Here is a 26,614-nt window from a genome sequence, read left to right as displayed (position 1 = left end):
AGGCGTAGATGCTTTCGCCGTTTACGTCCTGGGCGCGGGTTACGGGTGCATGGTTCAACGGGGCGATCACCATCATCTCTTCCTCAAAGACCGGTATGCCCTCCAGCGTCGGGTGCAGCACCGGGCCGTCGACGAACGCGGCCACCAAGCGGCCAGACAACACGCCTTCGAGCATGGTCCCGGAAGGCCCGGTGGACAGGTCCAGGTCAACCTTGGGGTAGCGTTGGTTGTACGCCGCCAGCAAGGCCGGAATACGCACCGCTGCGGTACTTTCCAGCGAGCCCAGAGCAAAGGTGCCCTGTGGGTCTTCACCTGCTACGGTCAGCCGCGCCTCGTGTACGAGGTCCAGAATGCGGCGCGTGTATTCGAGGAAGTTCCAGCCTGCAGGCGACAGGCGCAGGCGGCTCTTCTCGCGAATGAACAGCTCCACGCCCAGGTCTTCTTCCAGCTGCTTGATGCGCGTGGTCAGGTTCGACGGCACCCGATGGATGTGCTGCGCGGCAGCGCTGATGCTGCCCTGCTCTGCCACGGCTTTGAAGATCTCCAGTTGCACCAGGTCCACAGCCTTTCTCCAAACGTGAATGTTTCGCTCATTATTATTCAGTTTTCATTAAAGCCATAGCCCACTAGTCTGGCGTCATTGATTAACAACAACGAGAGTGTCCCGCCATGAGCGCGATCAGCAGCCTGACCCACGCCATCTCCCTCGACCCGTACAGCGGCGAGCAGATCGGCGCCTACCCATTCGACACCGACGCCGCACTGGAAGCGGCGCTGCAACGTGCCAAGGTTGGCTACCGCCAGTGGCGCCAGGTGTCGCTGGGTCAGCGCAGCGAGTACTTGCTCGCCCTGGCCAGCACCCTCGAAACCAAGGCCGAAGCCTTCGCGCAAATGATCAGCCGCGAAATCGGCAAGCCGATTGCCCAGGCACGCGGTGAAGTCAGCAAATGCGTAGGCCTGTGCCGCTGGTACGCCGAACACGGCCCAGCCATGCTTGCCGCCGAGCCAACCCAGGTGGAAAAAGCCCGTATCGAATACCGCCCACTAGGCCCCATCCTGGCGGTGATGCCGTGGAACTTCCCGGTTTGGCAGGTACTGCGCGGCGCCGTGCCGGCGATTCTGGCGGGCAACACCTACGTGCTCAAGCACGCCCCGAACGTGATGGGCAGCGCTTACCTTATGGGTGAGCTGTTCAAGGACGCCGGCCTGCCGGAGGGCGTGTTCGAAGTGCTGAACGTGACCCCGGATGGCGTCACCCGCGCCATCAACGACCCGCGTATCGCCGCTGTGACCCTGACCGGCAGCGTTCGTGCCGGCATGGCGATTGGCGCCCAGACCGGCGCAGCACTGAAGAAGTGCGTGCTGGAGCTGGGGGGTTCCGACCCGTTCATCGTGCTGGCTGACGCCGACCTGGATGCTGCCGTCAAGGCTGCGGTGATCGGCCGCTACCAGAATACCGGCCAGGTCTGTGCTGCCGCCAAGCGCCTGATCGTGGAAGCAAGCATTGTCGAGCAATTCACGCAAAAGTTCGTAGAAGCCACGCGCCAGCTGAAAGTCGGCAATCCGCTTGAAGACGACACCTACATCGGCCCGATGGCCCGCTATGACTTGCGCGACGAGCTGGATGGCCAGGTCCAGGCGACGCTGGCCGAAGGCGCCACCCTGCTGCTGGGCGGCAACAAGGTCGAAGGCGTGGCCAACTTCTACGCCCCCACGGTGTTCGCCAACGTTACCCCGGACATGACCGCATTCAAGCAGGAGCTGTTCGGCCCGGTGGCGGCGATCATCACCGCACGCGATGCCGACCATGCGGTGGAACTGGCCAACGACAGCGAGTTTGGCCTGGCATCGACCATCTACACCGCCGACTATGGGTTGGCCGAGCGCATGACCGCCGCGCTGGATACCGGTGGCGTGTTCATCAACGGCTACTGCGCCTCCGACCCTCGTGTGGCGTTTGGTGGCGTGAAGAAGAGCGGTTTCGGCCGTGAACTGTCGCACTTTGGTGTGCGTGAGTTCACCAATGCCCAGACCGTGTGGCTGGACCGTAACTGATTCAAAGGCATTGGGGCTGCTTCGCGGCCCCAACTGCTTCAATCCCGAACCTGGTCCTTGACCCAGTCCAGCATCCCTCCCGGCACGATCAATTCATGCCGCGCCCGTGAACAGGCGGTATACAAACCCGCCAGCATCCGCGCCCGCTCATTGCGGTTCCCGGCCACCTGGGGCGCGACCATCAGCTCTGGCGACACCATCACCCGGGCAAACTCCATGTTCTTCACATCCCGCACCCGGCCCAGGAACAATTTCGGCGCCTTGTCCCAGCGGTAACGGCTCTTGGCCTTGGCGAAGTGCTCCGGTGTATAGCCCTTGCGCAGCATGCTGGCCACCGCGAGAAACGCTTTGTCGTCACCCTTGTCCTGCTCCAACGCCTGCCAGCTGGGATAACGGAACAGCATTGGATGGCGCGCCCGAGTGCCGTAGCGGTACAGCTCGATACAGTCCTCGACGAACAGTTCGAAGTCCTTACGTGCGCTTTTCAGCAAGATGAACGGCACGCCCTGATGCGTCAGGCGCTGGAACCAGCCAAACAGGCCCCATTCGTCGTCGACGATCAGCGCCGTGGGCTGCTGCGGCACTGTCACCGTATCGAAGAAACTGACCCGGGTGTAATGCTCGGCGCTGCCACTGAAGGCCGCCTGAATCGCGGCAGGGTGCGCCTGGATCAGCGGGTTGAGCACGTTGTCCATTGCCGGCCCGGCGCGCAGCGAATGGTCGATGCAGCGCTGGCGGATGAAGCTGCCATGATGCGGGCTGAGGCCGTTGAGGTTCTGCAGTTCGTCACCCAGGGCAATGATCGACTGCGGGCTGCGATCGAGCACGGCAAGCATCGGTGCAGACAGCTCATGGGCCTCATCGACGATGACGTGGGTGTAGCGGCTGTCAATCACATGATCCGTCAGCGACAACAGTTTCACCCGGTGATAGTCACGCACCGGCAGCTGGATGTCCCGCGCCGACGGACGAATCAGCTCCTGCCAGTACAAACGGGCCTTTTCCAGCAGCACCTCTTGATCCAGCGGCGAGGTGCCCGGCCCGGCCCAGGGCAAATGGTGCAACTGCAACTGGGTATCGGCACTGTGGCAGAACGTGCGCACGGCGCGGATGCACAAGGCGACCACATCACGCGCAGCGAGCGGCCCTATGTCGGGGATGGCCAGCCAGCGCACCACCTGCGCGTCCTGCGGGCGCCATGACAGTTTGGTGCGATAAGGGTCACGCAGGCGCCAGCCGTTGCTGGTGAGGTCGCGGTTGAGCAGCTCGTCGGCCAGCTGGCCGAAGGTCAGCGCGGTGTACGCCGAAGCGTCCTTGACCCGCGCCTGCAGGGCGCGCAACTGGCCTTCGGTCAGTGCCAGCAGCAACGTGCGCTGTGGCTCCAGCAGGCGGGCGAACTGGTGAATCAGAAAGGTCTTGCCGGTGCCGGCGAAGCCTTGCACGGCCACCGATTCGTCGACGCCACTTAGGAACTCACGCAGCAGACGGTTCTGCTGGTCGCTGAGCATCAGGTCGCTGGCCAACGACGGCAGGTGCACCGGATGCAGCGGGGTGGCACGCTGGCGGTAGCTGTCGGCGAACTGGAAGTTCCACTGGCCCTCGCCATCGAGCAGCTCGACTGCCTGATACGCCACTTCGGCCGACAGCAGCGCAATGCCATTTTCGCCGAGCATGCCCAGGCCCATGGCGAACGCCTCATGATCGAAATGCTGCGCCACCTGACCTTGGAATCGCCCAGGCGCGACGCCTTCGACTTCGTTGGCGATGCGCACGATTTCGGCAAAACGGCGCTCCTGCGCGTCGGCCGAGGCGGTGGCGGGCTGGCGTGGCAGATTTTGGATAAACAGTACCGCAGCGGCATCAAGCATGCTGGCAGTAGTGAAGAAGTCGCTGTCAGGCGCGTTGGCGAGGCGGTCGGCCTGGTCGCTGGGCAAAGGCAGGTAGAACATCGGCACCTCGGGTGGAAACAGGGCGGCACGATAGCAACTTTCAGTGAGGAATGCTGGTTTTAACCCCTGCCCCGCTTCAACGTCTCGCTCGGAAACTCCTTGAACAGTTGCCTGTAACTCTCTGAAAACCTTCCCAAATGCCAAAACGACCAACGCATTGCTACCTCGGCCACCGTCACCCCACCCCCGCGCAAGAGATCACGCCGCGCACCATTGAGCCGGCGTAACCGTAACCAGTGCGCAGGCGGCATGCCGGTGAACGCTTTGAAGGCCTGCTGCAACTGGCGCAATGAAACCCCGGCCACCTCAGCCAACTCCACCAGGTTCAGCGTCTCCTCCGGGCAGTCGGCCGCCCATTCGCTGACCCGCCGCATGATCGCCCGCTCCTCGTCGCGCCGCCCCAAAGCCACGCCCTGCAAGCGCTGGCAGGCGTTGTCGAGTATGAACAAGCAGTCTTCGAGCAGTTGTTCTGCCAGGGCCTGCCCCTGCAGCGGGCAATCGGCCTCGCCCAACCGGGTCAGCGTTGCGCTCAGCCAACTGCCGAACAGTGCATTCTGGCCGCTGCCCAGCGGCACCATGAACAACCCTTCCAGGCGCTGCGGGTCCAGCCCATGGCGGGCCAGGAAGGCCTGGTCGAACACGACCGCCACCTCCTGGTAGTTCTCCGGTGTGATCCAGATATTGCGGCTTTGTTCGTTCAGCAGGTACAGGCTGTTCTCGCTGCGGTCGAAGCAGAACGCCAGCGAACCCGTTGGCGCACGGAAAAACTGCTCCACCCGGGTGTTGAGCCGCTCTTCGTACACCTCCACGCCATCGAGCCCCAGGCAACGCAGCTCACCGCTGAAATGCCCCGGTGACATCTGCCGGTACTGCTGCTGCCACCCAGGGGTGGCGCGCACTTGTTCGGTGACGTCGGTGGTGTGGAAAGCCTGGACCTGCAACGCATTGGCGATTGTCACGCATCTTCCTGTATGCACTCTTTTGGTGCATTCGATACTGGAGAAAGTGGATAGATTGCCCCGGGGGGCTGCGACCAAGATAGTCTCCAGCGCGTCACCTGGGAAGCGCAGCGCCTTCGAAACCGTGTAACGACTTTCGTCAGCTAAGTGGCTCCCACACTAAAACCCAACCAAGAGGTCTGTATGAACGCCCCCTTCGATCAGCTGTCCACCTGGCTGAAAGAACACCGGATCACCGAAGTCGAATGCGTGATCAGCGACCTGACCGGCATTGCCCGCGGCAAGATCGCGCCCACCGCCAAGTTCCTCCACGAGCGCGGCATGCGCCTGCCTGAAAGCGTGCTGTTGCAGACGGTCACCGGCGACTACGTTGACGATGACATCTACTACAACCTGCTCGACGCTGCCGACATCGACATGGTCTGCCGCCCCGACCCGACCGCCGTGTACCAGATCCCGTGGGCCATCGAGCCGACCGCGATCGTGATCCACGACACCTTCGACAAACAAGGCAACCCGATCGAGCTGTCGCCGCGCAACGTATTGAAGAAGGTCCTCAAGCTCTACGCCGACAAGGGCTGGCAGCCGATTGTCGCACCAGAGATGGAGTTCTACCTGACCAAGCGCTGCGAAGACCCGGATTTGCCACTGCAGGTGCCACTGGGGCGTTCCGGTCGTGCCGAAAGCGGCCGCCAGTCGTTCTCGATCGATGCCGCCAACGAATTCGACCCGTTGTTCGAAGACGTCTACGACTGGTGCGAGATCCAGGGCCTGGACCTGGACACGCTGATCCACGAAGACGGCCCGGCGCAAATGGAGATCAACTTCCGCCACGGCGACGCGCTGGACCTGGCGGACCAGATCACCGTGTTCAAGCGCACCATGCGCGAGGCGGCACTCAAGCACAACGTGGCCGCCACGTTCATGGCCAAGCCGATCACCGACGAACCGGGCAGTGCCATGCACCTGCACCAGAGCGTGGTCGACATCGCCACCGGCAAACCGGTCTTCGCCAACGAAGACGGCAGCATGAGCCAGCTGTTCCTGCACCACATCGGTGGCCTGCAGAAGTACATCCCCAAACTGCTGCCGATGTTCGCGCCCAACGTCAACTCGTTCCGCCGTTTCCTGCCGGACACTTCGGCGCCGGTCAACGTCGAGTGGGGTGAAGAAAACCGCACCGCCGGCTTGCGCGTGCCCACGTCCAGCCCCGAGGCGATGCGCGTGGAAAACCGCCTGCCAGGCGCCGATGCCAACCCGTACCTGGCCATCGCCGCTAGCCTGCTGTGCGGCTACCTGGGCATGGTGGAGCGGATCGACCCGAGCGCGCCGGTACAGGGCCGCGCCTATGAACGGCGCAACCTGCGCCTGCCGATCACCATCGAGGACGCGCTGCAGCACATGGAAGACTGCGAGACCGTACAGCAGTACCTGGGCAAGCAGTTCGTCCAGGGCTACGTGGCGGTCAAACGGGCCGAGCACGAAAACTACAAGCGTGTGATCAGCTCGTGGGAGCGTGAATTCCTGATGCTGAGCGTCTGATCCACCATGGGGGCTTTGCAGCCCCCTGCACCTAACTCGAAGAACAAGACCAACGAGGTGTCCCCATGCGTCATCTGCAAGCCCTGATCCCCGCCGCATTCACCCTGCTGTTCGCCACCACCACCCACGCCACCCCTTCGGTCAGCGTGTACAACTGGACCGACTACATCGGTGACACCACCCTGGCCGACTTCCAGGCCAGCAGCGGAATCAAGGTGGTCTATGACGTGTTCGACTCCAACGAAACCCTGGAAGGCAAACTGCTGGCCGGGCGCACCGGCTACGACGTGGTGGTGCCGTCCAACCACTTCCTCGCCCGCCAGGCCCAGGCCGGTGCCTTCCTGCCGCTGGACCGCAGCAAGCTGCCGAACTGGCAGCACCTGGACCCCAAGCTGCTCAAGCAGCTTGAACAGAATGACCCCGGCAACCAGTACGCCGTACCCTATCTGTGGGGCACCAATGGCATTGGCTACAACGTCGACAAGGTCAAGGCAGCCCTGGGTGTGGACCATATCGATTCGTGGGCGGTGCTGTTCGAGCCGGAAAACCTGAAAAAGCTCAAGCAGTGTGGCGTGGCATTCATGGACTCGCCCGACGAACTGTTCCCGGCCATCCTCAACTACCTGGGCATGGACCCACGCAGCGAAAAACTGGGCGACTATGCAAAGGCCGAGGCCCGTCTACTCGAACTGCGCCCCTATATCACCTACTTCCATTCCTCCAAGTACGTCTCCGACCTGGCCAACGGTGATGTCTGCGTGGCGTTCGGCTACTCCGGCGACGTGTTCCAGGCCGCCAACCGCGCTGTGGAGGCGAAAAACGGCGTGAAGGTGGCCTACAGCATTCCCAAGGAAGGCAGCAACCTGTGGTTCGACCTGCTGGCCATCCCCAAGGACGCCAACAACCCCGAGCAAGCCCTGGCGTTCATCAACTACCTGCTCGACCCCAAGGTGATTGCCAAGGTCAGCGCCACGGTCGGTTATGCCAACGCCAACCCGGACGCCAACGCCTACATGGATGCATCGCTGGTGAACAACCCCGAAATCTACCCACCCCAGGAGGTGCTGGACAAACTGTACATCTCCAGCACCCCGAGCCCGAAGATCATGCGCGTCATGACCCGTTCCTGGAGCAAGATCAAGTCCAACCGCTGAGTCGAGAACGCCCATGCCTTTGAACAACCAACACACCGCTTCGTACTACGCCGCCACGGCGCGCGACGCGGCACCCTACCCTAGCCTGGACGGCGAATTGACAGCCGACGTGTGCGTGGTGGGCGGCGGGCTGACCGGGGTCAATACGGCCCTGGAGCTGGCCGAGCGCGGCCTCTCGGTGGTGCTGCTGGAAGGCCGGCGCATCGGCTGGGGCGCCAGTGGTCGCAATGGCGGCCAGCTGATTCGCGGTATTGGCCATGATGTCAGCGGCTTTGCCCGGCATGTCGGCCAGGACGGTGTGCGCTACCTCAAGCAGGCCGGCATCGATTCGGTGGAGCTGGTGGCCGACCGTATCGCCCGCTATGGCATTGACTGCGACCTGCGCTGGGGCTTTTGCGAGCTGGCCAACACAGCGGCGCAGTTCGCCGCCTTCAAGGATGAGCAGGACGACCTGGCCGCCCTGGGCTATCGCCATGAAACCCGCCTGGTCGGTGCTGCGCAACTGAACGAGGTCGTTGCCAGCGACCAGTACGCTGGCGGCTTGGTGGACATGGGCTCGGGCCACCTGCACCCACTTGATCTGGTCCAGGGCGAAGCCCGCGCAGCCCACAGCCTGGGGGTGCGCATCTTCGAACAAAGCCCGGTACTGCGCATCGAGCACGGCCCCAGCGTGACCCTGCACACCGCCCGTGGCAAGGTGCGCGCCAGCAGCCTGGTACTGGGCTGCAACGCCCACCTCGACGAGCTGGAGCCGCGCCTGAGCGGCAAGGTGCTGCCGGCCGGCAGCTATGTAGTGGCCACCGAGCCCTTGCCCGAAGCTTTGGCCAGCAGCCTGATCCCGCAGAACATGGCGCTGTGCGACCAGAAGGTCGGCCTGGACTACTACCGCCTCACCGCCGACCGGCGCCTGCTGTTTGGCGGGGCCTGCCACTATTCCGGGCGTGACCCCAAGGACATTGCCGCGTACATGCGGCCCAAGGTGTTGAAGGTATTCCCGCAACTGGCCAACGTGCGCATCGACTACCAATGGGGTGGCATGATCGGCATCACCGCCAACCGTTTCCCCCAGGTCGGGCGCCTGAACCAGCACCCCAACGTCTATTACGCCCAGGGCTATTCCGGGCACGGGCTGAACGTGACGCACTGGACAGCGAAGCTGCTGGCAGAAAGCATCGCCCTTGGTCACAGCCACGGCCTGGATGTGTTCAGCGCCGTGCCGCACCTCACCTTCCCTGGCGGCAAGGCATTGCGCTCGCCGTTGCTGGCACTGGGCATGCTGTGGTACCGGTTGCGCGAAGCGCTGGGGTGAGTTCGGGGTGGATTTTGCGGCGCCCGGGAGATCGAGCGCCGCGCGGGCGGCGCTCGGTCTTCCAGGCACCAGATGATCCAAGGCGAGCACTTGGGATTAAACCCACTGGCCAACTGTCACGCACCTGCTAGCGTTGTTGAGGCCGACCTCTCAAGGATGCCTCTTCATCATGAAATCACTGCCTCGCATTACCCTGTTGTGCGCCGCCCTGCTTGCGGTGGCCGCTTGCTCCAGCAATCGCGTGGACCCCAAGGATTACTCCGGCTTCCTCAAGGATTACAGCCGGCTGCAGGAGGCCAAGAGCCCGTCGGGTGACCCGGTAATGCGCTGGATCGACCCCAAGGTCAACGTCAACCAGTACAGCCAGGTGTTCATCGAGCCCAGCCAGTTCTACCCCAAGCCGCAGCCGACAGCGGTGATCTCGCAGCAGACCTTGCAGGAGATCACCCGCTACTTCAATGAAGCTCTGCGCCGTGAAATGGGTAGCGTAGTGCCCTTGGCCAAGGGGCCAGGCCCCGGGGTGATCGTGGTGCGCCCTGCAATCACCGCGGTGTCTACCAGCAACGAGGGACTCAAGCCGTACGAGGTGATCCCTATCGCGCTGATTTCGGCGGGGGTGAACACCGCCATGGGTGGCCGTGATCAGGAGGTGGATGTCGGCGTGGAAGCAGCATTCCTCGATGGTGCCAGCCAGAAGGTACTGGCCCAGGTGGTACGCAAAGGTACCGGCCAGGAGCTGGAAAACGATACCCAGAAGCTGACCTTGAATGATGTCAAGCCAGTGCTCGATGGCTGGGCCAAGGACATGCGTGCGAGCTTCCTGGCGGCGAAGCAGAAAGCTCGCTGATGCGGTTTTGACCCGGTTGTTCAATGCGGTCGCTTGCAGGAGCACGCCTGCAAGCGACTGCGTTAAAACTCAGCACTCAACAAACGCAACAGCCAAACCGCCGCGCGAGGTTTCCTTGTAATTGGCATGCATATCCGCACCGGTATCACGCATGGTGCGGATGACCCTGTCGAGCGAGATGAAGTGCTCGCCATCTCCCCGCAGCGCCATCTGTACAGCGTTGATCGCTTTGACTGCAGCAATCGCATTGCGCTCGATGCACGGCACCTGCACCAGGCCGCCCACCGGGTCGCAGGTCAGCCCAAGGTTGTGCTCCAGGGCAATCTCGGCCGCATTTTCCAGTTGCGGCGGCGTAGCCCCCAGCACCTGCGCCAGGCCGGCAGCGGCCATCGAGCAGGCTGAGCCGACCTCCCCCTGGCAACCCACTTCGGCACCGGAGATCGATGCATTCTTCTTGCACAAGATGCCGACTGCCGCTGCGCCAAGCAGGAAGTCCACGACATCAGCGTCGCAGGCGTTGGGATTGAACTTCATGTAGTAGTGCAATACCGCCGGGATAATACCGGCGGCACCGTTGGTGGGCGCGGTAACCATACGCCCACCGGCGGCATTCTCTTCATTGACCGCCAGGGCGAACAGGTTGACCCATTCCATGGCGCCAAGGGTCGAGCCAATCACGTTGGGCTTGCCCAGTTCCTGCAGGCTGCGGTGCAGCCGCGCGGCGCGACGCTTGACGTGCAAGCCGCCTGGCAGGATGCCCTCATTGCGCAGACCGTTCGCCACGCACTCACGCATGGCCGCCCAGATGCGCAGTAACCCTTCCCGTACCTCGGCCTCCGGGCGCCAGGCGCATTCGTTGGCCATCATCAGTTGCGCCACGCTCAGGTCATGGCCCTTGCACAAAGCCAGCAATTGGGCGCCACTGTCGAACTCATAGGGCAGTCGCACTGCATTCGTTTCGCCTGCCGGCGCATCGATCTCGGCCTGCTCGACGATGAAACCGCCGCCCACCGAATAATACGTCTGGCACAACAGGCTACCCTGCCCGTCCATGGCCTCCAGGCTCATGGCATTGGGGTGATAAGGCAGGCTCTCGTCGAGCAGCAGCATGTCACGGCCATATTCGAAGGCCAGCGGATGGCTGCCATCGAGCATCAGGCAGTGCTCCTGCAGGGCCTGGCCTATACGCGATTCGATAGTGGCTGGGTCGATGCGGTCTGGCCACTGGCCCATCAGGCCAAGCAGGCACGCACGGTCGGTGGCATGGCCAACCCCGGTCGCCGACAGCGAGCCATACAGCCGCACCTCCACGCGCGTTACCCGCGCCAGCAGCCCCTGCTCGCGCAGGGCCTGGGCAAAGGTAGCGGCAGCCCGCATCGGGCCGACGGTGTGAGAACTGGACGGCCCGATGCCGATTTTGAAAAGGTCGAAAACACTGATAGCCATGCTAATGCCTGACCGTACCCTGATATGCATCCACAGTACGGTTGTCTGAAGAAATTGAGCGATATTGCGATTTTGCGCGATACTGACGCGCTGACTCACGGATGACCAACGAAACTTTCTAAGCAAGGCTTTAGTGGTACTAAACGATGCGACGACAACTCAATGGTCAGATGTTCGTCTGGCTGCATGTATTCGCCTGCGCAGCCCGGCACCTGTCCTTCACCCGCTGCGCCGAAGAACTGCACATCACCCCGGGCGCGGTCAGCCAGCAGATGCGTCAGCTGGAAGAACGCCTGGGCTATCGGCTGTTTCTGCGTCGAGCGCGGGGCGTGGAACTGAGCGCCGAGGGGCAACGCCTCGCCCAGACTGTGGCCGAGGCCTATGGCAGCATCGAGGCCGAGCTGCTGCGGCTGGACGCAGGAGAAATTCGCGGCACGTTGCGCGTCCGTTCAATCCCCTCGTTCCTGGCCAAATGGCTCACACCTCGCTTACCGCGTTTTCAACAGCGTTACCCGGATATCGAACTGCGTCTGGTAGCCGAAGACAGCGCCCAGGCGCTGACCCCGGGTGACTTCGACCTGGCCATCGACCTGAACGATGGCAGTTACCCCGGCATGCTCTCGACGCCACTGCTGGACGAGCAGATCTTCCCGGTGTGCTCACCCATGCTGTTGCGCGGGCGCCCGCCGTTACACGGGCCCGCCGATCTGGCGCACTACCCGCTGCTGCACGACATCACTGCCTGGCGCGGTAGTTCGGAATATGCCGAGTGGGAGTTCTATCTGGAAGGCATTGGCGCCGTCGGGCTGGATGTGCGGCGTGGGCATACCTTCAACCGCAACCACCTGACCATCGAGGCCGCGATTGCCGGCATCGGCGTAGCGATCGCCCGGCGCACGCTACTCAACGACGAACTGGAGCGCGGCGCTTTGATCGTGCCGTTTGGTGTGCCGATCGCCAACCACAAGCGTTATGTGGTGCATTACCCGCCAGGTGGCTTGAACCAGCCAGGCGCGCGGGCAGTGCATGACTGGCTGGTGGAGGAAGCGCGTGTGTTCAGGGAGCTGCATCCGCTGAACAAGGAATAGCCCAACAGGTTCAATAGGCCTGTTTACCTGTGAACGCATTGAGCGTGCGCACCAGGATCACGAAGTCCAGCCACAACGACCAGTTGTTGATGTACTCGATGTCCGAGTCCACCCGCTGGATCATTTGCTCGATGTCTTTGGTCTCCCCTCTGAACCCGCGCACCTGCGCCAGGCCTGTCATGCCGGGCTTGATGTTGTGGCGGGCAAAGTAGTCGACGATATCCTGCGAATACAAGGTGTCGTGCTGCAAGGCATGTGGCCTGGGCCCGACCAGCGACATTTCCCCGGTCAGCACATTGAACAACTGCGGCAGTTCATCCAGGCTGGTACGGCGGATGAACGCGCCAATACGCGTGAGCCGTGGGTCGTTTTTCTGCGCCTGTTTGACCTCGCCATTCTCTGGCTGGTGAACGTGCATGCTGCGAAATTTCCAGATACGGAATGATTCCCCTGTCCAACCGGTGCGCTCCTGGCGGAAGAACACCGGGCCGCGGCTGTCGAGCTTGATAGCCAACGCAACCGCCAACAGCACCGGTGATGCGAACAGCAGAATCAAGGCTGCCAGCACCCGGTCCTCGAGGTTTTTCAAGAACAGACTCATGCCCGTCAGCGGCGTTTCCGACAAGGTCAGCACCGGAATGCCGGCAATTTCCCGCACGCTGTGGTTGATCAGGCGCAACGAGAAGATATCCGGTACCCAGTTGACCGCAATGCACTTGTCGAGCAACTTGAAATACACGTCATTGATGACTTCGGAGCCGCCCAATGGCGTTACCAGGTACACGGTGCGGATTGCATGTTGGGCCACCAGTTCGTCGAGGTCGGCAATGTGCCCCAACACTGGCAGGCGCTGTTTGCCCTCGGCATTCTCGCGCCCCTGCTCATCGGCCTTGTCGATCAGTACACAACCTAGCACCCGCTCGCCAAACCAGGGGTTGTTGCTGATCTTCTGGTACAGGAAATTGGCCAGGTCGCCGGCGCCAATGATCAGCGCATTGTCCAGGCGCGCATGCGCGCTAAAGCGTTTTTGCAGTTCGCGTACGGCAAAATGCAAAAACAACTGGGCGATATAGCCAATGACGAATAGCTGCCCCACCAATAGCCGCGAATAGGTTTCGCTCTGTTTGGTCAGGAAGGCCATGACCACCAGGAAGCAAAAGGTTGCCGACCAGGCTTTGAACAGGCGGAAGGCCTTGATCGAAAGCCCCACGTTGGTGCGATAAATGGCGTAATGATCATAAATCACGGCCAGTGCGCCAATCAGCAACAGCAGCATGATCACGTAATCGGAGGTGATGTAGCCGAACTGGTCGTAGATCAGGTACCAGGCGATACCGGTCACGGCAATGCCATCGAGGCCGGCCTGAATGGCGTTACTGACACTGCTTCTTCTCTGGAGTAAGGAACGACTGCTTCTGGGTTCGAAAACCATTTCAGACCTCATCAATTTGAGCGTAGCAAGTGCCTTCCATCAAACAGCAAGTCTTGAAACCAGCTTATGCAAAGCCAGTGAAGCAGGTTCGCGGGGCCCCCAAGCCATTGATCTCACTGTAGCAGCCACCCGCCGCTGGCGTGCCCGGAATCGCCGCTGCTACGCATTTTGGCCGATTCATACGGTGCGCCTGGCCGAAACCGCCGCCCGCCGGTACAACAACGTGCGCAACAGGAACAGCGGGTTACCCACCACATAACGCAGGAACAGGCGCTTGGGTTCGCGCAACAACCGGTACAGCCACTCGCCACCCAGACGCCGCAACCACTCGGGGGCCCGGCTGACCTTGCCGCCGAGAAAGTCCAGAATCGCCCCGCCGCAGACGATCAGGCAGGGCACGCCAATGGCTGCCAATTCTGCCGCTACCGCTTCCTGCTTGGGCATGCCCATGCCCAGTACGATCAGTTCGGGCTGCTGCTCGCGGGCCAGCTGCAGATAGGTTTCAACGTTGGCAAAACCATCGTGAACTGACACCGGCACAATGCCAAACTCGGCTTCACAGCGTTGTACCGCCTGGCCCAGATAAGGTTGCCGTGTGCCCCAGAAAGCGACTTTGCGCCCACGGTATGCAGCCATGAGGCGGGGAATGAAGTCGGTGCCATTCATGTTCAGCCCAGGCTCCAGCCCCAACCGGCGATACAGGATCGCCATGCCAGAACCATCACGCAGCAGCACATCCGCGGCAGTTAGTGCCCCGCAGTAGGCGCCATCGCGCACCACCAGATTCATCGCATGGGCATTGACGAAGCCCAGCACGGTGGCCGACTCCGGCGTGGCCAGGCGCTCGAGCAGGTGCTGCGCGGCAGCGTCGTCGACGACCACTTCCAGCTTTTCGATAACACGCTTCCAGCGATGTGGCCACTGTGCCATCAGTCGTCATCCCGTTTTGAACGCACCCATTCAACCTGGCGCTTGATCAGGAAACTCAAGTACAAGGGGACCTTTCTGGCCGCGTAGAACGGCGCGTACAACAGTACCGAGAACGGTATCAGCTCACGACAGAAACGCGCCCAGGCCAACACCACGGCCAAGCCCAGCATGGCCAAGGCGGCAAGTGCCAGCCACGCCGGTGCCGCCAGGCCAAACAGCAGGTACGCCAGCCAGGCCAGCAGGTTAAGCCCGAGCAAGGCCAACACCAGCAACGCCAGGGGGGGCACCAGCAAGTCCAGGGTCATGGCCGCCAGGCTGCCGTTGCGCTGAGTAATGGCAGCCAGCGCCCGTTTGGGCGCGTCGGCCAGCATCAAACCCAGATGGCCGTGCTCCCAGCGCGTGCGCTGGCTGTTGAGGCCTTGCTGGCTGAGCGGAAACTGGCTGGTAACCAATGCCTCGGGGCAGAACACAGGGGGCTTGCCCTGCTGGCAAAGGTCCAGGCCAAGCTTCACATCCTCGACCAGGTGACCATTGGCCAGGTTGATCAGGCTCAGGTCATGCCAACCAAACGCCATGCCTGCACCCATCAGCTGGCATGGCAGGCCCAGGCGCGACCAGCCGCGTGGCCGCACCAGGTTCTTGACGCGCCAGGCGAACTCGGCCACCTGCACCTTCAACCCAGCACCTGCCGGGGCACGCATCAGGTACAGCGACTGTACTGGGCGGGCAACTTCGCGGCAGCGGCGCGCCAGGCAGTCGATTGCCCCTTCGCCCACCTGGCAGTCGGCATCCACCACGATGACGACTTCGGGTGGCCGCTGAGCGAGGTGACGCACGCCAAAGTCCAAGGCGTAGCCTTTGCCGCGCAAACGCGTATCGTAGCGCTCGACCACTTGCGCACCAGCCTCTCGCGCGAGCTGGGCAGTGTCGTCCGAGCAGTTGTCCGCCACCACCAGCAAGCGGTCACCGTCCAGCAGTTGCGGGACAATACTGGCCAACGTCGCGCGAATGATCGAAGCCTCATCGTGGGCAGGCACCAACACCGCTACCGACGGGCGCCCGCCAGTGCCCTGGGGCTTCGACCGCGCCGGCAGGCAGGCCAGCAACACCTGCAGCAACAGCACCAACACCGGCACCAGGACGATGATCGCCAGCAGGCCCAGTAACCAACCCAATACACTTATCATGCGTATGCCTTGAAATAGCCGGCCAGCCTGGCCGCCTCGGTGTCGATGTCATGCCGCTGCAAGACTCGCTGGTAGGCCGCTTCGCCCATGTGCTGCAGCACTTCGGCCGGTTGCGCCAGGCAGTCGGCCATGGCTGCCGCCAGCTCGTCCACGGCACCGGCAGGGAATAACCAGCCGTTCTCGCCAGGGCGTACCAGCTCAGGGATACCCGCCACATAGGTAGTCAGCACGGGTCGGCGCAAGGCCATGGCTTCCATGATGACCACGGGCAAGCCCTCGGCGAAGCTGGGTAGCACCAGCGCACGGGCGGCAAGGATTTCTTCGCGCACCTGCGCGCTGCTGATCCAGCCGGTGATGCGCACCTGCGCCTGCAGGCCGTGTCGGGCAATCAACGCCCCGATCTCCTCGCGCATTTCCCCGTCACCTGCCAGCACCAGCTCGAAGTCGATTGATTGGGCCGCGAGGCGGTGCGCCGCCTCAAGCAGCAACAACTGGCCTTTCTGTTCGCAAAGGCGCCCGACACACACCAGGCGTGGTGCGCAAGGCACGTTAACCGGCGCCACATCATGGAAACCACGTTCCAGGCCGCAATGCACCACCTTCACCTTGCCCCAATGCTCGTGGGCCACCCACCGGTACAGTTGGCTGCGCCCGTACGAGCTTACCGCCGCGACAAAGGCGGCACGCCGCACCTTCTCACCCATGTGCAGGAACTGTGGTTTATCGAACTCTTCCGGCCCATGCACGGTGAAGCTGTAAGCCGGCCCACCCAGGACGTTGGCCAGCATCACCACTTCAGTAGAGTTGGTACCGAAATGTGCATGCACGTGTGTCGCCTCCCCTGCCTGCAACCACTGCAGCACCTGGCAGGCCTCGGCCAGGTAGACCAGATGGTAGGGCCAGGCACGATCGGCCCGTAAACCAAGGCGCATGGCCAGCCACAGCGCCTGGAAAAACCGCCGCGGCTGCGCACGCAGCACTTGCCACGTAGGCCCCAGCAGCCCCTTCAGCCCGCCTTGCAGTACGTAGCAGGTCTTGTCCCGTTCGGTTGCATCCTCGGCATCCTGCACCTGGGCGTCCCACCCGCGCAGCGCTATACGCTGCACATCCATCCCCTGGCGCTCCAGCGCCAGAATTTCGCGACGTATGAAACTGTGGCTGACCTTCGGGTACTGATTGATGAAGTAAGCAATGCGCATACGAATCCAGATCCAAACCCGCTTGATGACGTACCTTCCCTGGCAACCTTCACTTCAGGCTGTCGACCACGGGAGGTCTGTCCACTGCCGATGCACTCACAGCAAATGCATCCCCCTGTTTTCCTTGTAGTCCAAGGTTGTGATTGCTGCTTGGCAATGCTGCCTGCAAGCGGGTAAAAACATCGTCGAGTAACGCCTCGCGGCGGCGGTACATCGCCCGTTTCTTCGCCGGGATGTCGGCTTGCGCCCGTTGCGCCGGGGCCAGCGGCAGGGTGAAAAAGTCCTCACGGTCAGACGCGGTGGCGCCGTGCTCCTGCCAGATCACGTCATAGTTGGCTGCAAGGTCCTGGCCCTTGTCGTTGCCAAAATACGGGTGTCGATGGTGTCGACAGGTATCGTTTACGGCATACAGCCGCGTCACACCCAAGCTCCTGGCCAGGCATTTCAATGCTTCGAGCAGCAGGCTGCGTGGGCGCAGCCCTTCGAAGTCCTTGGTCAGGTCGCGGTAGATGGCCAGCGAAGTTTCACTGTCGATGCCTTTATGGATGCCCTGCACCGCACCGATAAACAGGCTTGGTCCACCCTGGCCATGGCCCAGGGTAAAGGCCAGGGATGCCACGCGCAGGTCGCCTTGGAACAGGTTCAACACCAGCTCGCCTTCGCGCTTGAACCAGATCGGCCGGTCCAGCACCAGGCTGCAGCCCGGCGAATGGCTGGACAGGTCACACAGCCGCAGGCTTTCGTCGCGCCCCAGCAGTAACAACGCCGGAAACTGCCCAGCCACCAGTTCGAAGTGCGTAGCCACCACATCCAAACGCTGTGGGGCCTCCCAACATTGGCTGATGTAAGGCCATTGCACGACACCAATGCAATCCACACCCAGCCGATGCAAACCATCCGGGCCCAGCGCCGAGGTCATGCGCCGCATGAACCCGTTCAGCTCAGGCCACTGCCTGGCGACCTGCCGCGTCAACTTGTACTTGTTGTGCAACGCCCGCAACGAGTAACCCGGTTGCAAGGTGAACACGCTTTTCACGAGGGTGCCGAGCATCATGGGTTTCTCTCACTTGTACTCGATCAAAGCCGATTTACCAGCCGCCAGGCGGTGGCGCAGGAACTTCAGCTGGCCGAGCATTTCCGGGAACTTGCCCAACACCAGAAACACCGCCTGCAGCCAGTTCTCGCGCGCCGACTTGCCACCACGGCGGGCCAGGCGCAGCGCCTGCAGTGGGTAGATCAACAGCAACAGCAGGCCCCAGCCGCCTGACACCAGGCAGGCCAGTACGATCAACACGGGTATGCCCAGCCCCCATATCCAGGCCCGGCGCGACTCGCGCAGCCAGTGCCGTTCGGGTGGCTGGCCATGCAAGTAGGCACCCTCGGCATAGGCATGCCCAGCGCGCAGGCTACGCCGCCACCATTGGCTGAAGCGGGTCATGCCGGCGTCGTGCAGGGTCATTTCGGCGGCCAGGCGCCAGACTTTCCAACCGTAGGCCCGCAAACGCACGCACAGCTCTGGCTCTTCTCCCGCGATCAGGTCAGAGCGAAAGCCCTCAACCGCAGCAAAGGCATCTGCGCGCATCAGCGCATCGCCGCCACAGGCCTTGGCCTCACCAACAGGGGTGTCCCATTCAAGGTCACACAGCAGGTTGTACACCGAGCGCTGAGGGAAGCGCTCACGCCGGCGACCACACACCACCGCCACTGCAGGGTGCTGCTCAAGAAATGCCTGCGCGGTGGCCAACCAACTGGCATCCACCTCGCAGTCGCCATCGACGAACTGCACCAGTTGCATCTGTGGCAACAGCTGCTGCAAGGCGGCGAAGCCTTCGTTGCGAGCACGTGCCGCAGTGAACGGGGTACTCATGTCCAGCGCCAGCACCTCCACCCCCAGGTTGGCGGCCAACTGCAGCGAACCGTCGGTGGAACCCGAGTCGACATACATGACCTTGTCCGCCCCCTGGGCCAACGAACGCAGGCAGCGCTCCAGGCGCTGGCCTTCATTGCGGCCGATCACTACCACACCGATCACAGTCGCCATGGGCCTCACTCGACTGGCGCTGCAGCAGCCGGTTGCCGAGCCTTGATGATGGCCGGTACCCCCACCGCCAAAGAATTGTCAGGCACATCCACCAGCACGACAGCATTGGCGCCGATGATCACGTTGTTGCCAATGCGAATGCTGCCGAGCACTTTGGCACCGGTGCCAATATCGACGTTGTTGCCGAATATCGGGGCAATCGGCTCCTCGACATTCTTCAGGCCCACCACCACGCCGTTGCGGATGCGGCAGTCGTCGCCAAAGCGGGCATAGCCACTGACGACAATGCCGCCAAAATGGTCGATGACGAAGTTGCGCCCGATCACCACTTCGCAAGGCAGTTCGATACCGGTGATGATCTGGACGAATTTGAACAGTACTTTGTAGATCAATGAGCACAGTTTGCGCAGCAGTGCCGGGCGCACGGTATAGCGCCAGCGGCCAAAGCGGTACACCAGCAATACCCAGAAACCCTGGGCGCCCCAATCCCCGCCATGGGCCCGCAGGTCGGCCCGAATATTCTCGAACATGGCTCCACCTACCTTGTCGGTTGGCTGGCGTACCGGGTCTTGTACAACAGTGACCAGGTTGCCCGGCAATGACGCCAGCAGGCCTGTATCGCGCCCCAGCCGCGTCGCTTCAACAGCGCCTTGAGTGCCAGCACCAGGTCGCCCAGGGTGACCAACAGCATGTGCAGGGCAAGCCCCGCCACCCCGTGATGCTTGCGAAAGTACAGCAACTCGCTTTCGATCTGGTAGGACGAGATCTGCCGGCTGGCCGCTTCCAGTTCCGCCACCGACTTGGAGCTTTCGCCACCGATGTGCACCACCGTGGTATGCGGGTAGAACACCACCTTCCAGCCAGCCTCCTTCACCCGTTTGCAGTGGTCCACCTCTTCGTAATAAAGGAAGTAGCGTGGGTCGAACAAACCCACCGTGTCGAGCACTTCGCGGCGTACCAGGTAGAAGCAGCCAGGCAGCCAGTCACACTCGCGCACCGAGGCATGGTCCCAGTTCATTTCGTCGACCATCTTCAAACCAGGGAAGAAGCGGCCCAGCCCGGTACGCCCGACAAACACATTGAGCGGCGTGGGGAAGTAACGGCAACTGGGCTGCAAATCACCATCGCGCCCCTCCAGACGCACCCCCAACACGCCGCATTCCGGGTGAGCATCCATGTAGTCGAGGGTTTTTTGCAGGGAGTCGGCGGCAACGAAGGCATCGGTATTGAGCAGCAAGGCGTACTTGCCCTTGAGGTGCGCCAGCAGCTGGTTGTTGGCCCGGCCAAAACCCACGTTTTGCTTGTTGCTCAGCAGCAGTGCCTCGGGGCACACCTGGGCCATGCGCTGCACCGAGTCATCGCGCGAGGCATTGTCCACCACCAGGTAACTGGCCAGCCGTTCACTATCGGCCCGGCGCAGCGCATCGAACATCGGCTGCAGCAGCCCGGCAGTATTGAAGTTGACCACCATGACGTCCACGGGTTTGCTACCCATTCTTGCTGTCCCCGAAGAAATACTGGCGCCTCTGCGCCATCAACAACGGTTCAACTTCCGGGTCGTAGGCTCCCTTGCGCTGCTTCACCAGGTCGATCCACGGGTAGGATTCGCAACGTGCCTCGACCCGTTGAATCAACTGCTCGGTCGTGCAGATAAACACGGCCGGGTTACCACCATAGACGGTGCCTGGCGGCACATCCTTGGTCACCACCGCCCCTGCGGCTACGATGGACTCTGGCCCGATGGTCACGCGGGGCATCACGATCGCACCATGGCCGATGAAGCAGTTGTCCTTGATATCGATGAAGCCAACCGAATCGAGGTGCTTGCCGAAGCGGTGCTCGATCAGCAATACCACCCCGTCATGACCGATCAACGTGCAGTCGGACAACCCCACGCTGTTACCGATGCGTACCAGCGAAGGGTCAAGAAACTTGCAGCCTGTGTTGACGAAGAAGTTGCTGCCGACCGAGTGAAAATTACCCCACTTGGCGAGGTAGGCGCCCCACTCAAGCCCGGAAGGGTTGCAGAACCTCCTGTAAAACCTGCCCCCTCGCCCCGTTGCATGGGCATAGTGCGCCACTGCCTTGCGTATCCATCCCTTCATACTGCCTGGCCTCGCGATTCGAACAATCTGGAGTGTCCTGAGGCGTTCCGGTCTCGTTCTTCTAGGTGCTGACCGCAGCGCACTCAACCCATGTACAACCTGCATCACGCAGCGGCGCCGCTGGCCGCTCTCATCTTGCTATCGAGGTGGTCGGCCAGCCGCACGGCAAATTGCAACAGCGGCATGGTCGGGTTGGAAGCGCCGCCCTTGGCGAAGATGCTGCTGCCGGCGACATACAGGTTTTCGGTGCCGAACACTTTGCAATTGGCATCGACAACACCGAACTGCGGCGAAGCGGCCATGCGCGTGGTGCCCATGTGGTGGGCATGGGGCGCCATTTTCAGCGGAATCGAGGTGTCATAAACGAAGTCGTTCAGCTTGACGAAGCCCAGGTCCATGTCGGCGAACTGCTTGGCCAGTTCGCTGCCAATGCACTTGATGGTATGCCGGTCATCGGCGCTGAGCGCCCAGTTGACATTGACCTTGGCTACGCCCAGTGCGTCCTTTTCCTCCAGCAGCGAGATGCGGCTGTGCAGGTTGGGGAACTGCTCGATCATGGTGCTGATCACGCCGTCACCAGGGCAGCTGAACTTGGCGACGAAGGCGACCTTGCTGGCAACCCCCATGTCGCAGGCCAGGTTCTCCAGAAAGTGCTTGACCTCGGCAGTACGGCCATAGGTTTGCACATCCGCCAGCAAAGCGGCGGTGACATTGCCTTTACCGGCCTTGTACTCGTCGACGAAGGCATCGGTGGTGTAGTACTGGCGGGGCTCCGGGTCCTGCCCGGACTTGAGGATGAAGGTGCCCAGGTCGATGTTCAGGTGTTCCATGAAACACCCGCCGGCCAGCCCTTCCTTGTTCACCACACCGGCCGCCACCAGCGTCTCGCTGTTAAGCAACTGCCGGGCATTCTCGATGGCCCCCGTGGCCAGAATGAAGTTTCTGGCCACCAGGCGCTGACGATTGCGTTCATAGTCGGACAACACCACCGCCGCCAGGTGGCCGGAAGCTTTGTCGAACTCAAGGTCCACGCAGTTGCAGTTGATGAACACGTCCAGGCCTTTGGTCTGCTCCAGTGCCGTGGCGTACTTTTGCGCAAAGCGTGTCGGCGTGCTGAGCAGAAACCGATCTGCCTCGAAGTCACCACCCGCCAGGCCGGTGTTCATGGCGCGAAAATCCGAGCCGGCAGGCAGGTCGACGATATCCATGGCTGCCGGCAGGTAACCTTCGATCTCCGAATAAGGAATAGGCCAACCCGGTAAATCACCCGGAGGGGCGATGGTAAAGTCCGAAGGGGTGAACGGCCGACAGCGCCCTGCCCAGTGGTTGGACGTGCCTCCCAGATAGCGCAGGCGAGTTTCCTCGGGATACAGCTCCAGGCCCGTGGATGCGCAGGCGTACAGGCTTTGCGAATGCGGCGCATATTCGCGCCCACCGCCTTCGGCGAGCATCACGTTCCAGCCAGCGGCGGCCAGGCGTAAGCCCAGGGTAATGCCCGCCGGCCCGGCACCGATGATGCAGAAATCGTAGTTGTCGCGCAGCGCCTTCTGCTGCTGATAGTCCTTGATCATGCTGGCTCGTTCCGGAAATAACGGGACGGCAATACCCAACCGTTGATGACCACGAACCCAGGCTTTTCGAGCGGCTTGCCAGCAACGGCCGCCGAGGCGCCAAACACCGCGCCACCCACACCGAGCAAGACACAACTCTGGAGAAAGCCTCTACGGCCCAATTGCGCAGTACAAAAAGTGAGCTTCCCCATGATCCCGTGACCTGTACCCATGAAAGTTACACCCAGCGCGCCGCTTTACAGCCAGTCGAAAAAGGCCGTCAGCAACGCCCCGCAGAGCGCCCCGACCAGCAACATCGGCAGCACCACCAGCTCACGTTTGAGGCTGAACATATCCAGTTTGCAGTTCACATACACAACCAGCACCAGCGTTGGCACGGCATGCAGGGCAACCCCCCAGATCGCCCACTCCACACCACCAATCGCCAGCAACAGCGGTAGCAGCCCCCACAGCGAGACCAGGCGAATGATGTTGTCCATGGCCTGATACTTGGTCAGGCCCAAGGCAATCCACACCTGATGAGCCAATGTATAGCGCATAACGATGAACGACAGCGAAAGAATTGCCAGCATCGGGCCAGCTTCACGGTAGCGATCGTCGTACATCCAGCCGATCAGTAGCGGGCTGGCGGTCAGAAAACCACCGCAAATAAACAGCACCAGCAGGTCGACCAGCAGGCGGAAGCGGTGATACAGCGCTTTCAGGCGTTCCTTGTCGTCGGCCCGGGCCGCTTCACTGAACGCCGGCAGCGCCACGGCGCCCACTATTTTCATCAGCGCTGTCTGCACCGCGCCAAGGATCAGCACCGCAATCGAATACACCCCCAGTTGCGCCGCCGACATGCTGGCGCCAAACCAGATGCGGTCACCGTACATGGCCAACACGCCGACCATCGACGACAACAAGATCCAGCGGCCAAACACGATCAGTTCGGTCAGCGCCGTGCGGTCCCAGCGCAGGTGGTTGTTCGGCCCCTCCAGGGCGGTATGGCCCAGCACGGTCCAGGCCACCGCCGACACCAGGCCCGAGACCACCAGTGCCCAGATCGAGTGGGTCAGCAAGCCCAGCACCAGCATCACCACCAGGCCGGCTACCTGCGAGGCCAGGTCGACCAGCACCACGCGCTTTTGTTGGAAAGTTCGTACAGCCACATCTATCTTGGTGGACTGGAACCCCCAGATGGCCGCCGACAGCCCGGTTATCGCCAGCACCATCGGCAGCACCGGGGCGGCATAGGTAGAGTCCGCTGGCCACAGCTCGGCCAGTTGAGCCAACCAGGCGCCCAGTGCCAGCAGCAGGGTCAGGGCGAACAGCAGGAAACCGCGAATGATCTGCACGGTCCAGGCGGTGTTGAGAAAATCCGGGTCGTCACCTCGGTGACTCTGGATGATGTTCTGCCGCAGGCCGACATCGGAAAGCAGATGCAGAAGTACCGAAACGGTGGTGGCAATGACCATCACCCCGAACATTTCCGGCAGCAGCAAGCGGGCCATGATCAGATTGCCGCCCAGGCGCATCACCTGAGAAGCCACCTGCGAGACCAGGTTCCACGACCCGGCGTTCAGGGCCCGCTTGCGCAGGCTCGCAGTGGCTGACGCATCAATCGACGGCATGACTTCATTCTCTGACTGATTGGCTAAAAGTCACTATAGTTTCAATTAGCCACGATGCTAGCCGTTGCCCACCGAAGGAAAGGTGTACATAGCCGATGCCTGAACATTTTCGTGCGTTGATCGTCATCCTGTTTTTGGCGAGCGTGGTCTTCCTGCTGGCGCGGCGGCCTGCCACCGACCTGATTCCGCTTGGCGACTACAAGCGCCGGCGCAATCTGTGGTTCCTGCTGACCGTGCTGGCCTTTGCCTCTCACAGCTTCTGGCTGTACCTGGGGGCGGGCGCGGTCATTTTGCTGCTTGCCGGGCGCCGCGAGCACAACCCCATGGCGCTGTTCTACATGCTGCTGTTCCTGATCCCGCCAGCGTCGGTGCAGGTGCCGGGGTTTGGCGTGGTCAATTACCTGGTCGACCTCAACCACATCCGCCTGCTGACCCTGTGTGTGCTATTGCCGGCCGCGCTGCAACTACGCCGCCAACCTGACACGCTGCGCTTTGGCCGCACCTGGGCCGACAAGCTGCTGGCGGCCGGCCTGGTGCTGATGAGCGTGCTGTATTTGCGCGAAACCACGCCCACCGACACCCTGCGCCAGGCGCTGTACCTGTATGTCGATGTGTTCCTGCCGTACTACGTGGCCAGCCGTGGCCTGCGCCAGATCAGCGACTTCAAGGACACCTTGCTGGCCTTCGTGCTCACCGCCTTCGTCATGGCGCTGATTGCCGTGGCTGAATATGTGCGCCACTGGCTGCTGTACAGCGCCCTGGTCGACGCCATGGGCGTGCCATGGAGCATGTCCGGTTACCTGAGCCGCGGCGGCGCGCTGCGGGCCAGCGTCACCACCGGCCAGGCGATTGCCCTGGGTTATGTGATGAGCGTGGCGATTGGGTTGTTCTTGTTCGTCCAGGGTTATGTGCAGCGCCCGCTGCACAGGGCCATGGGCGCCCTGCTACTGGCCGCCGGGCTGTTCGCGCCGTTATCGCGTGGCCCGTGGATCGGCGTAGTGGTCATCGTGGTGGTGTTCATTGCCTTGGGCAAAGGCGCCGTCAAGCGTCTGGCGCTGCTAGGCGCGGCCGGCATGCTGGCGTTGCCGCTGCTGACCGTCGTGCCTGGCGGTGACAAGGTGCTGGACCTGCTGCCGTACATCGGCAACATCGAAAAAGAGAACATCACCTACCGCGAGCGACTGATGGACAACTCCTGGATCGTCATCCAGCGCAACCCGCTGTTCGGCTCGTTCGACTTCCGCAACACCCCGGAAATGCAGTCGATGATCCAGGGCGAAGGCATCATCGACATCGTCAACACCTACATCAACCTGGCACTGAGGGTCGGGCTGGTCGGGCTCGGCCTGTTCGTGGCGTTCTTTGCCGTGGTGCTGAGGGGCATCCGCAGAGCCATGCTCAGCTTCCCCGACAAGGATGACGAGCGAAGACAGCTCGGCCGGGTGTTGCTGGCGACGCTGATCGGCATTCTGGTGATCATCTTCACCGTCAGCAGCATCACCTTCATCCCGGTGGTGTACTGGTCAGTCGCCGGGCTGGGCGTGGCCTACATCCAGATGGTGCGCCGGCTGCACAACAGCCAGGCCATGGAACTGGCCGAACCCGGCCTACTACCCAGGTAATTTCATGAACGTGCTTACCTTGCGTCATTTCGTGCGCCTTTCGGCCCTTGCCGGCCTGGCCCTGTTACCGTTGGCCGGCTGGGGCTCAGACTGGCAGGTCAGTGTCGATGAGCAGAATGGCCTGCCTACCGTGACACGCGGTGGCGGCCCGGTGATGAAGGCCAAGTTCGATTTCTGGGCCGCCAACTGGAGCTGGACTGGCTTTTATACCGACTTCAAGGTCAATGGCCCCTACCACTACACGCTGAAGGGCAAGAACAAGGAACTGGACTTCGACCTGCAGGCAGATATCCGCAAGGAACAGGCGCAAACCCTGAGCTGGGCCTTCGACCTCGACGCCCACAGCCAGCAGCGCGGTGTAATGGGAGGCGGCATGGTGTTCCAGTTCGACCCGGCGCAAATCGCCGGCGACATGGGCGCCCCGCAGCTGCTGCCCGACAACCGCGGCTGGACGTGGGGCAAGGCCGACCAGGGCCGGCGCATCGAGATGCGCTTCGACCCGCCACTGGCCAAGGTCTACTTCGAGCGCGGCAACCCGTCCGAGCTGCGTGCATTCCCCTACAAG

The 26,614-nt window shown here is 62.2% G+C and carries 22 protein-coding genes and 1 pseudogene; 8 read left to right on the top strand and 15 right to left on the bottom strand.

Annotated features, from left to right (window positions below):
* Positions 1 to 562 (bottom strand): LysR family transcriptional regulator (locus APH42_RS23120; protein WP_156352861.1); only part of this gene is annotated, 562 nt, incomplete at its 3' end.
* 107 nt (positions 563 to 669) lie between these two features.
* Here APH42_RS23120 and APH42_RS23115 point away from each other — a divergent pair.
* Positions 670 to 2,055 (top strand): aldehyde dehydrogenase family protein, encoded by a 1,386-nt coding sequence (locus APH42_RS23115; protein ID WP_060494295.1) that lies wholly within the window; start codon positions 670 to 672, stop codon positions 2,053 to 2,055.
* Positions 2,056 to 2,093: 38 nt separating this feature from the next.
* Here the strand turns inward: APH42_RS23115 and APH42_RS23110 are convergent, their stop codons facing one another.
* Positions 2,094 to 4,004 carry an AAA family ATPase gene (locus APH42_RS23110; RefSeq protein ID WP_060494294.1) on the bottom strand — a complete coding sequence of 637 codons (1,911 nt, stop codon included), beginning with the start codon at positions 4,002 to 4,004 and terminating at the stop codon, positions 2,094 to 2,096.
* 59 nt (positions 4,005 to 4,063) lie between these two features.
* Positions 4,064 to 4,963: a helix-turn-helix domain-containing protein gene (locus tag APH42_RS23105; protein ID WP_012272343.1), complete on the bottom strand. Its 900-nt coding sequence runs from the start codon at positions 4,961 to 4,963 to the stop codon at positions 4,064 to 4,066.
* A 183-nt stretch (positions 4,964 to 5,146) separates the two neighbouring features.
* Here APH42_RS23105 and APH42_RS23100 point away from each other — a divergent pair, with 183 nt between their 5' ends.
* From APH42_RS23100 to APH42_RS23085, 4 genes are all read left to right on the top strand, one after another.
* A complete protein-coding gene (locus APH42_RS23100; RefSeq protein ID WP_012272344.1) occupies positions 5,147 to 6,505 on the top strand; it encodes a glutamine synthetase family protein in 1,359 nt (452 codons plus the stop codon).
* A 65-nt stretch (positions 6,506 to 6,570) separates the two neighbouring features.
* Positions 6,571 to 7,659, top strand: a complete 1,089-nt coding sequence (locus APH42_RS23095) for a polyamine ABC transporter substrate-binding protein (RefSeq protein ID WP_060494293.1) — start codon at positions 6,571 to 6,573, stop codon at positions 7,657 to 7,659.
* Positions 7,660 to 7,672: 13 nt separating this feature from the next.
* The gene (locus APH42_RS23090; protein WP_060494292.1) at positions 7,673 to 8,968 is read left to right on the top strand and encodes an FAD-binding oxidoreductase; all 1,296 of its coding nucleotides are present in this window, start codon (positions 7,673 to 7,675) and stop codon (positions 8,966 to 8,968) included.
* Positions 8,969 to 9,137: 169 nt separating this feature from the next.
* On the top strand, positions 9,138 to 9,815 hold the full coding sequence (locus APH42_RS23085) for a DUF3313 domain-containing protein (protein WP_012272347.1): 678 nt from the start codon (positions 9,138 to 9,140) through the stop codon (positions 9,813 to 9,815).
* Between the two features lie 69 nt (positions 9,816 to 9,884).
* Here APH42_RS23085 and APH42_RS23080 read toward each other — a convergent pair whose 3' ends face one another.
* Positions 9,885 to 11,261: an L-serine ammonia-lyase gene (locus APH42_RS23080; RefSeq protein ID WP_060494291.1), complete on the bottom strand. Its 1,377-nt coding sequence runs from the start codon at positions 11,259 to 11,261 to the stop codon at positions 9,885 to 9,887.
* A 146-nt stretch (positions 11,262 to 11,407) separates the two neighbouring features.
* Between APH42_RS23080 and APH42_RS23075 the strand changes: the two genes are divergently transcribed.
* Entirely contained in the window at positions 11,408 to 12,349 is a 942-nt protein-coding gene (locus APH42_RS23075; RefSeq protein WP_012272349.1) for a LysR substrate-binding domain-containing protein, read from the top strand.
* A 10-nt stretch (positions 12,350 to 12,359) separates the two neighbouring features.
* Here APH42_RS23075 and APH42_RS23070 read toward each other — a convergent pair whose 3' ends face one another.
* The 11 genes from APH42_RS23070 to APH42_RS23015 form a co-directional block, all read right to left on the bottom strand.
* Positions 12,360 to 13,781, bottom strand: coding sequence for an undecaprenyl-phosphate glucose phosphotransferase (locus APH42_RS23070; RefSeq protein WP_060494290.1), 1,422 nt, complete (start codon positions 13,779 to 13,781; stop codon positions 12,360 to 12,362).
* Positions 13,782 to 13,958: 177 nt separating this feature from the next.
* Positions 13,959 to 14,711 carry a WecB/TagA/CpsF family glycosyltransferase gene (locus APH42_RS23065; RefSeq protein WP_060494289.1) on the bottom strand — a complete coding sequence of 251 codons (753 nt, stop codon included), beginning with the start codon at positions 14,709 to 14,711 and terminating at the stop codon, positions 13,959 to 13,961.
* Positions 14,711 to 15,898 (bottom strand): glycosyltransferase family 2 protein, encoded by a 1,188-nt coding sequence (locus tag APH42_RS23060; RefSeq protein ID WP_012272352.1) that lies wholly within the window; start codon positions 15,896 to 15,898, stop codon positions 14,711 to 14,713. The genes APH42_RS23065 and APH42_RS23060 overlap by 1 nt, the downstream gene beginning before the upstream one ends.
* Positions 15,895 to 17,097, bottom strand: a complete 1,203-nt coding sequence (locus APH42_RS23055; RefSeq protein ID WP_012272353.1) for a glycosyltransferase — start codon at positions 17,095 to 17,097, stop codon at positions 15,895 to 15,897. The genes APH42_RS23060 and APH42_RS23055 overlap by 4 nt, the downstream gene beginning before the upstream one ends.
* Before the next feature lie 49 nt (positions 17,098 to 17,146).
* The gene (locus APH42_RS23050) at positions 17,147 to 18,151 is read right to left on the bottom strand and encodes a VirK/YbjX family protein (RefSeq protein ID WP_060494288.1); all 1,005 of its coding nucleotides are present in this window, start codon (positions 18,149 to 18,151) and stop codon (positions 17,147 to 17,149) included.
* Between the two features lie 9 nt (positions 18,152 to 18,160).
* Complete coding sequence (locus APH42_RS23045) at positions 18,161 to 19,138, bottom strand: glycosyltransferase family 2 protein (protein WP_060494287.1); 978 nt, start codon at positions 19,136 to 19,138, stop codon at positions 18,161 to 18,163.
* A 5-nt stretch (positions 19,139 to 19,143) separates the two neighbouring features.
* The gene (locus APH42_RS23040) at positions 19,144 to 19,668 is read right to left on the bottom strand and encodes a serine O-acetyltransferase (RefSeq protein ID WP_012272356.1); all 525 of its coding nucleotides are present in this window, start codon (positions 19,666 to 19,668) and stop codon (positions 19,144 to 19,146) included.
* 8 nt (positions 19,669 to 19,676) lie between these two features.
* A complete protein-coding gene (locus tag APH42_RS23035; RefSeq protein WP_012272357.1) occupies positions 19,677 to 20,633 on the bottom strand; it encodes a glycosyltransferase family 2 protein in 957 nt (318 codons plus the stop codon).
* Positions 20,626 to 21,243, bottom strand: a complete 618-nt coding sequence (locus APH42_RS23030; protein ID WP_012272358.1) for an acyltransferase — start codon at positions 21,241 to 21,243, stop codon at positions 20,626 to 20,628. The genes APH42_RS23035 and APH42_RS23030 overlap by 8 nt, the downstream gene beginning before the upstream one ends.
* A 104-nt stretch (positions 21,244 to 21,347) precedes the next feature.
* Positions 21,348 to 22,814: a GMC oxidoreductase gene (locus APH42_RS23025; protein WP_060494286.1), complete on the bottom strand. Its 1,467-nt coding sequence runs from the start codon at positions 22,812 to 22,814 to the stop codon at positions 21,348 to 21,350.
* Positions 22,815 to 23,050: 236 nt separating this feature from the next.
* On the bottom strand, positions 23,051 to 24,427 hold the full coding sequence (locus tag APH42_RS23015) for an oligosaccharide flippase family protein (protein WP_012272360.1): 1,377 nt from the start codon (positions 24,425 to 24,427) through the stop codon (positions 23,051 to 23,053).
* A gap of 95 nt (positions 24,428 to 24,522) precedes the next feature.
* Between APH42_RS23015 and APH42_RS23010 the strand changes: the two genes are divergently transcribed.
* Together APH42_RS23010 and APH42_RS23005 are read left to right on the top strand one after the other, a co-directional pair.
* The gene (locus tag APH42_RS23010) at positions 24,523 to 26,049 is read left to right on the top strand and encodes an O-antigen ligase (protein ID WP_012272361.1); all 1,527 of its coding nucleotides are present in this window, start codon (positions 24,523 to 24,525) and stop codon (positions 26,047 to 26,049) included.
* A 4-nt stretch (positions 26,050 to 26,053) separates the two neighbouring features.
* Positions 26,054 to 26,614: pseudogene (locus APH42_RS23005) on the top strand (glycosyl hydrolase family 5); the annotation flags it as partial.

Origin of the sequence: Pseudomonas sp. NBRC 111140 (assembly GCF_001320885.1) — a bacterium.
Lineage (GTDB): Bacteria > Pseudomonadota > Gammaproteobacteria > Pseudomonadales > Pseudomonadaceae > Aquipseudomonas > Aquipseudomonas putida_P.
Note: the sequence above shows the minus strand (reverse complement) of the source record. Positions and strands in the feature narration are given on the sequence as shown.

Coding starts and splice junctions, on each gene's coding strand:
- APH42_RS23115 (WP_060494295.1), top strand. CDS start 670: ATGAGCGCGATCAGCAGCCTGACCCACGCCATCTCCCTCGACCCGTAC.
- APH42_RS23110 (WP_060494294.1), bottom strand. CDS start 4,004: ATGTTCTACCTGCCTTTGCCCAGCGACCAGGCCGACCGCCTCGCCAAC.
- APH42_RS23100 (WP_012272344.1), top strand. CDS start 5,147: ATGAACGCCCCCTTCGATCAGCTGTCCACCTGGCTGAAAGAACACCGG.
- APH42_RS23095 (WP_060494293.1), top strand. CDS start 6,571: ATGCGTCATCTGCAAGCCCTGATCCCCGCCGCATTCACCCTGCTGTTC.
- APH42_RS23090 (WP_060494292.1), top strand. CDS start 7,673: ATGCCTTTGAACAACCAACACACCGCTTCGTACTACGCCGCCACGGCG.
- APH42_RS23085 (WP_012272347.1), top strand. CDS start 9,138: ATGAAATCACTGCCTCGCATTACCCTGTTGTGCGCCGCCCTGCTTGCG.
- APH42_RS23080 (WP_060494291.1), bottom strand. CDS start 11,261: ATGGCTATCAGTGTTTTCGACCTTTTCAAAATCGGCATCGGGCCGTCC.
- APH42_RS23075 (WP_012272349.1), top strand. CDS start 11,408: ATGCGACGACAACTCAATGGTCAGATGTTCGTCTGGCTGCATGTATTC.
- APH42_RS23070 (WP_060494290.1), bottom strand. CDS start 13,781: ATGGTTTTCGAACCCAGAAGCAGTCGTTCCTTACTCCAGAGAAGAAGC.
- APH42_RS23065 (WP_060494289.1), bottom strand. CDS start 14,711: ATGGCACAGTGGCCACATCGCTGGAAGCGTGTTATCGAAAAGCTGGAA.
- APH42_RS23060 (WP_012272352.1), bottom strand. CDS start 15,898: ATGATAAGTGTATTGGGTTGGTTACTGGGCCTGCTGGCGATCATCGTC.
- APH42_RS23055 (WP_012272353.1), bottom strand. CDS start 17,097: ATGCGCATTGCTTACTTCATCAATCAGTACCCGAAGGTCAGCCACAGT.
- APH42_RS23050 (WP_060494288.1), bottom strand. CDS start 18,151: ATGATGCTCGGCACCCTCGTGAAAAGCGTGTTCACCTTGCAACCGGGT.
- APH42_RS23045 (WP_060494287.1), bottom strand. CDS start 19,138: ATGGCGACTGTGATCGGTGTGGTAGTGATCGGCCGCAATGAAGGCCAG.
- APH42_RS23040 (WP_012272356.1), bottom strand. CDS start 19,668: ATGTTCGAGAATATTCGGGCCGACCTGCGGGCCCATGGCGGGGATTGG.
- APH42_RS23035 (WP_012272357.1), bottom strand. CDS start 20,633: ATGGGTAGCAAACCCGTGGACGTCATGGTGGTCAACTTCAATACTGCC.
- APH42_RS23030 (WP_012272358.1), bottom strand. CDS start 21,243: ATGAAGGGATGGATACGCAAGGCAGTGGCGCACTATGCCCATGCAACG.
- APH42_RS23025 (WP_060494286.1), bottom strand. CDS start 22,814: ATGATCAAGGACTATCAGCAGCAGAAGGCGCTGCGCGACAACTACGAT.
- APH42_RS23015 (WP_012272360.1), bottom strand. CDS start 24,427: ATGCCGTCGATTGATGCGTCAGCCACTGCGAGCCTGCGCAAGCGGGCC.
- APH42_RS23010 (WP_012272361.1), top strand. CDS start 24,523: ATGCCTGAACATTTTCGTGCGTTGATCGTCATCCTGTTTTTGGCGAGC.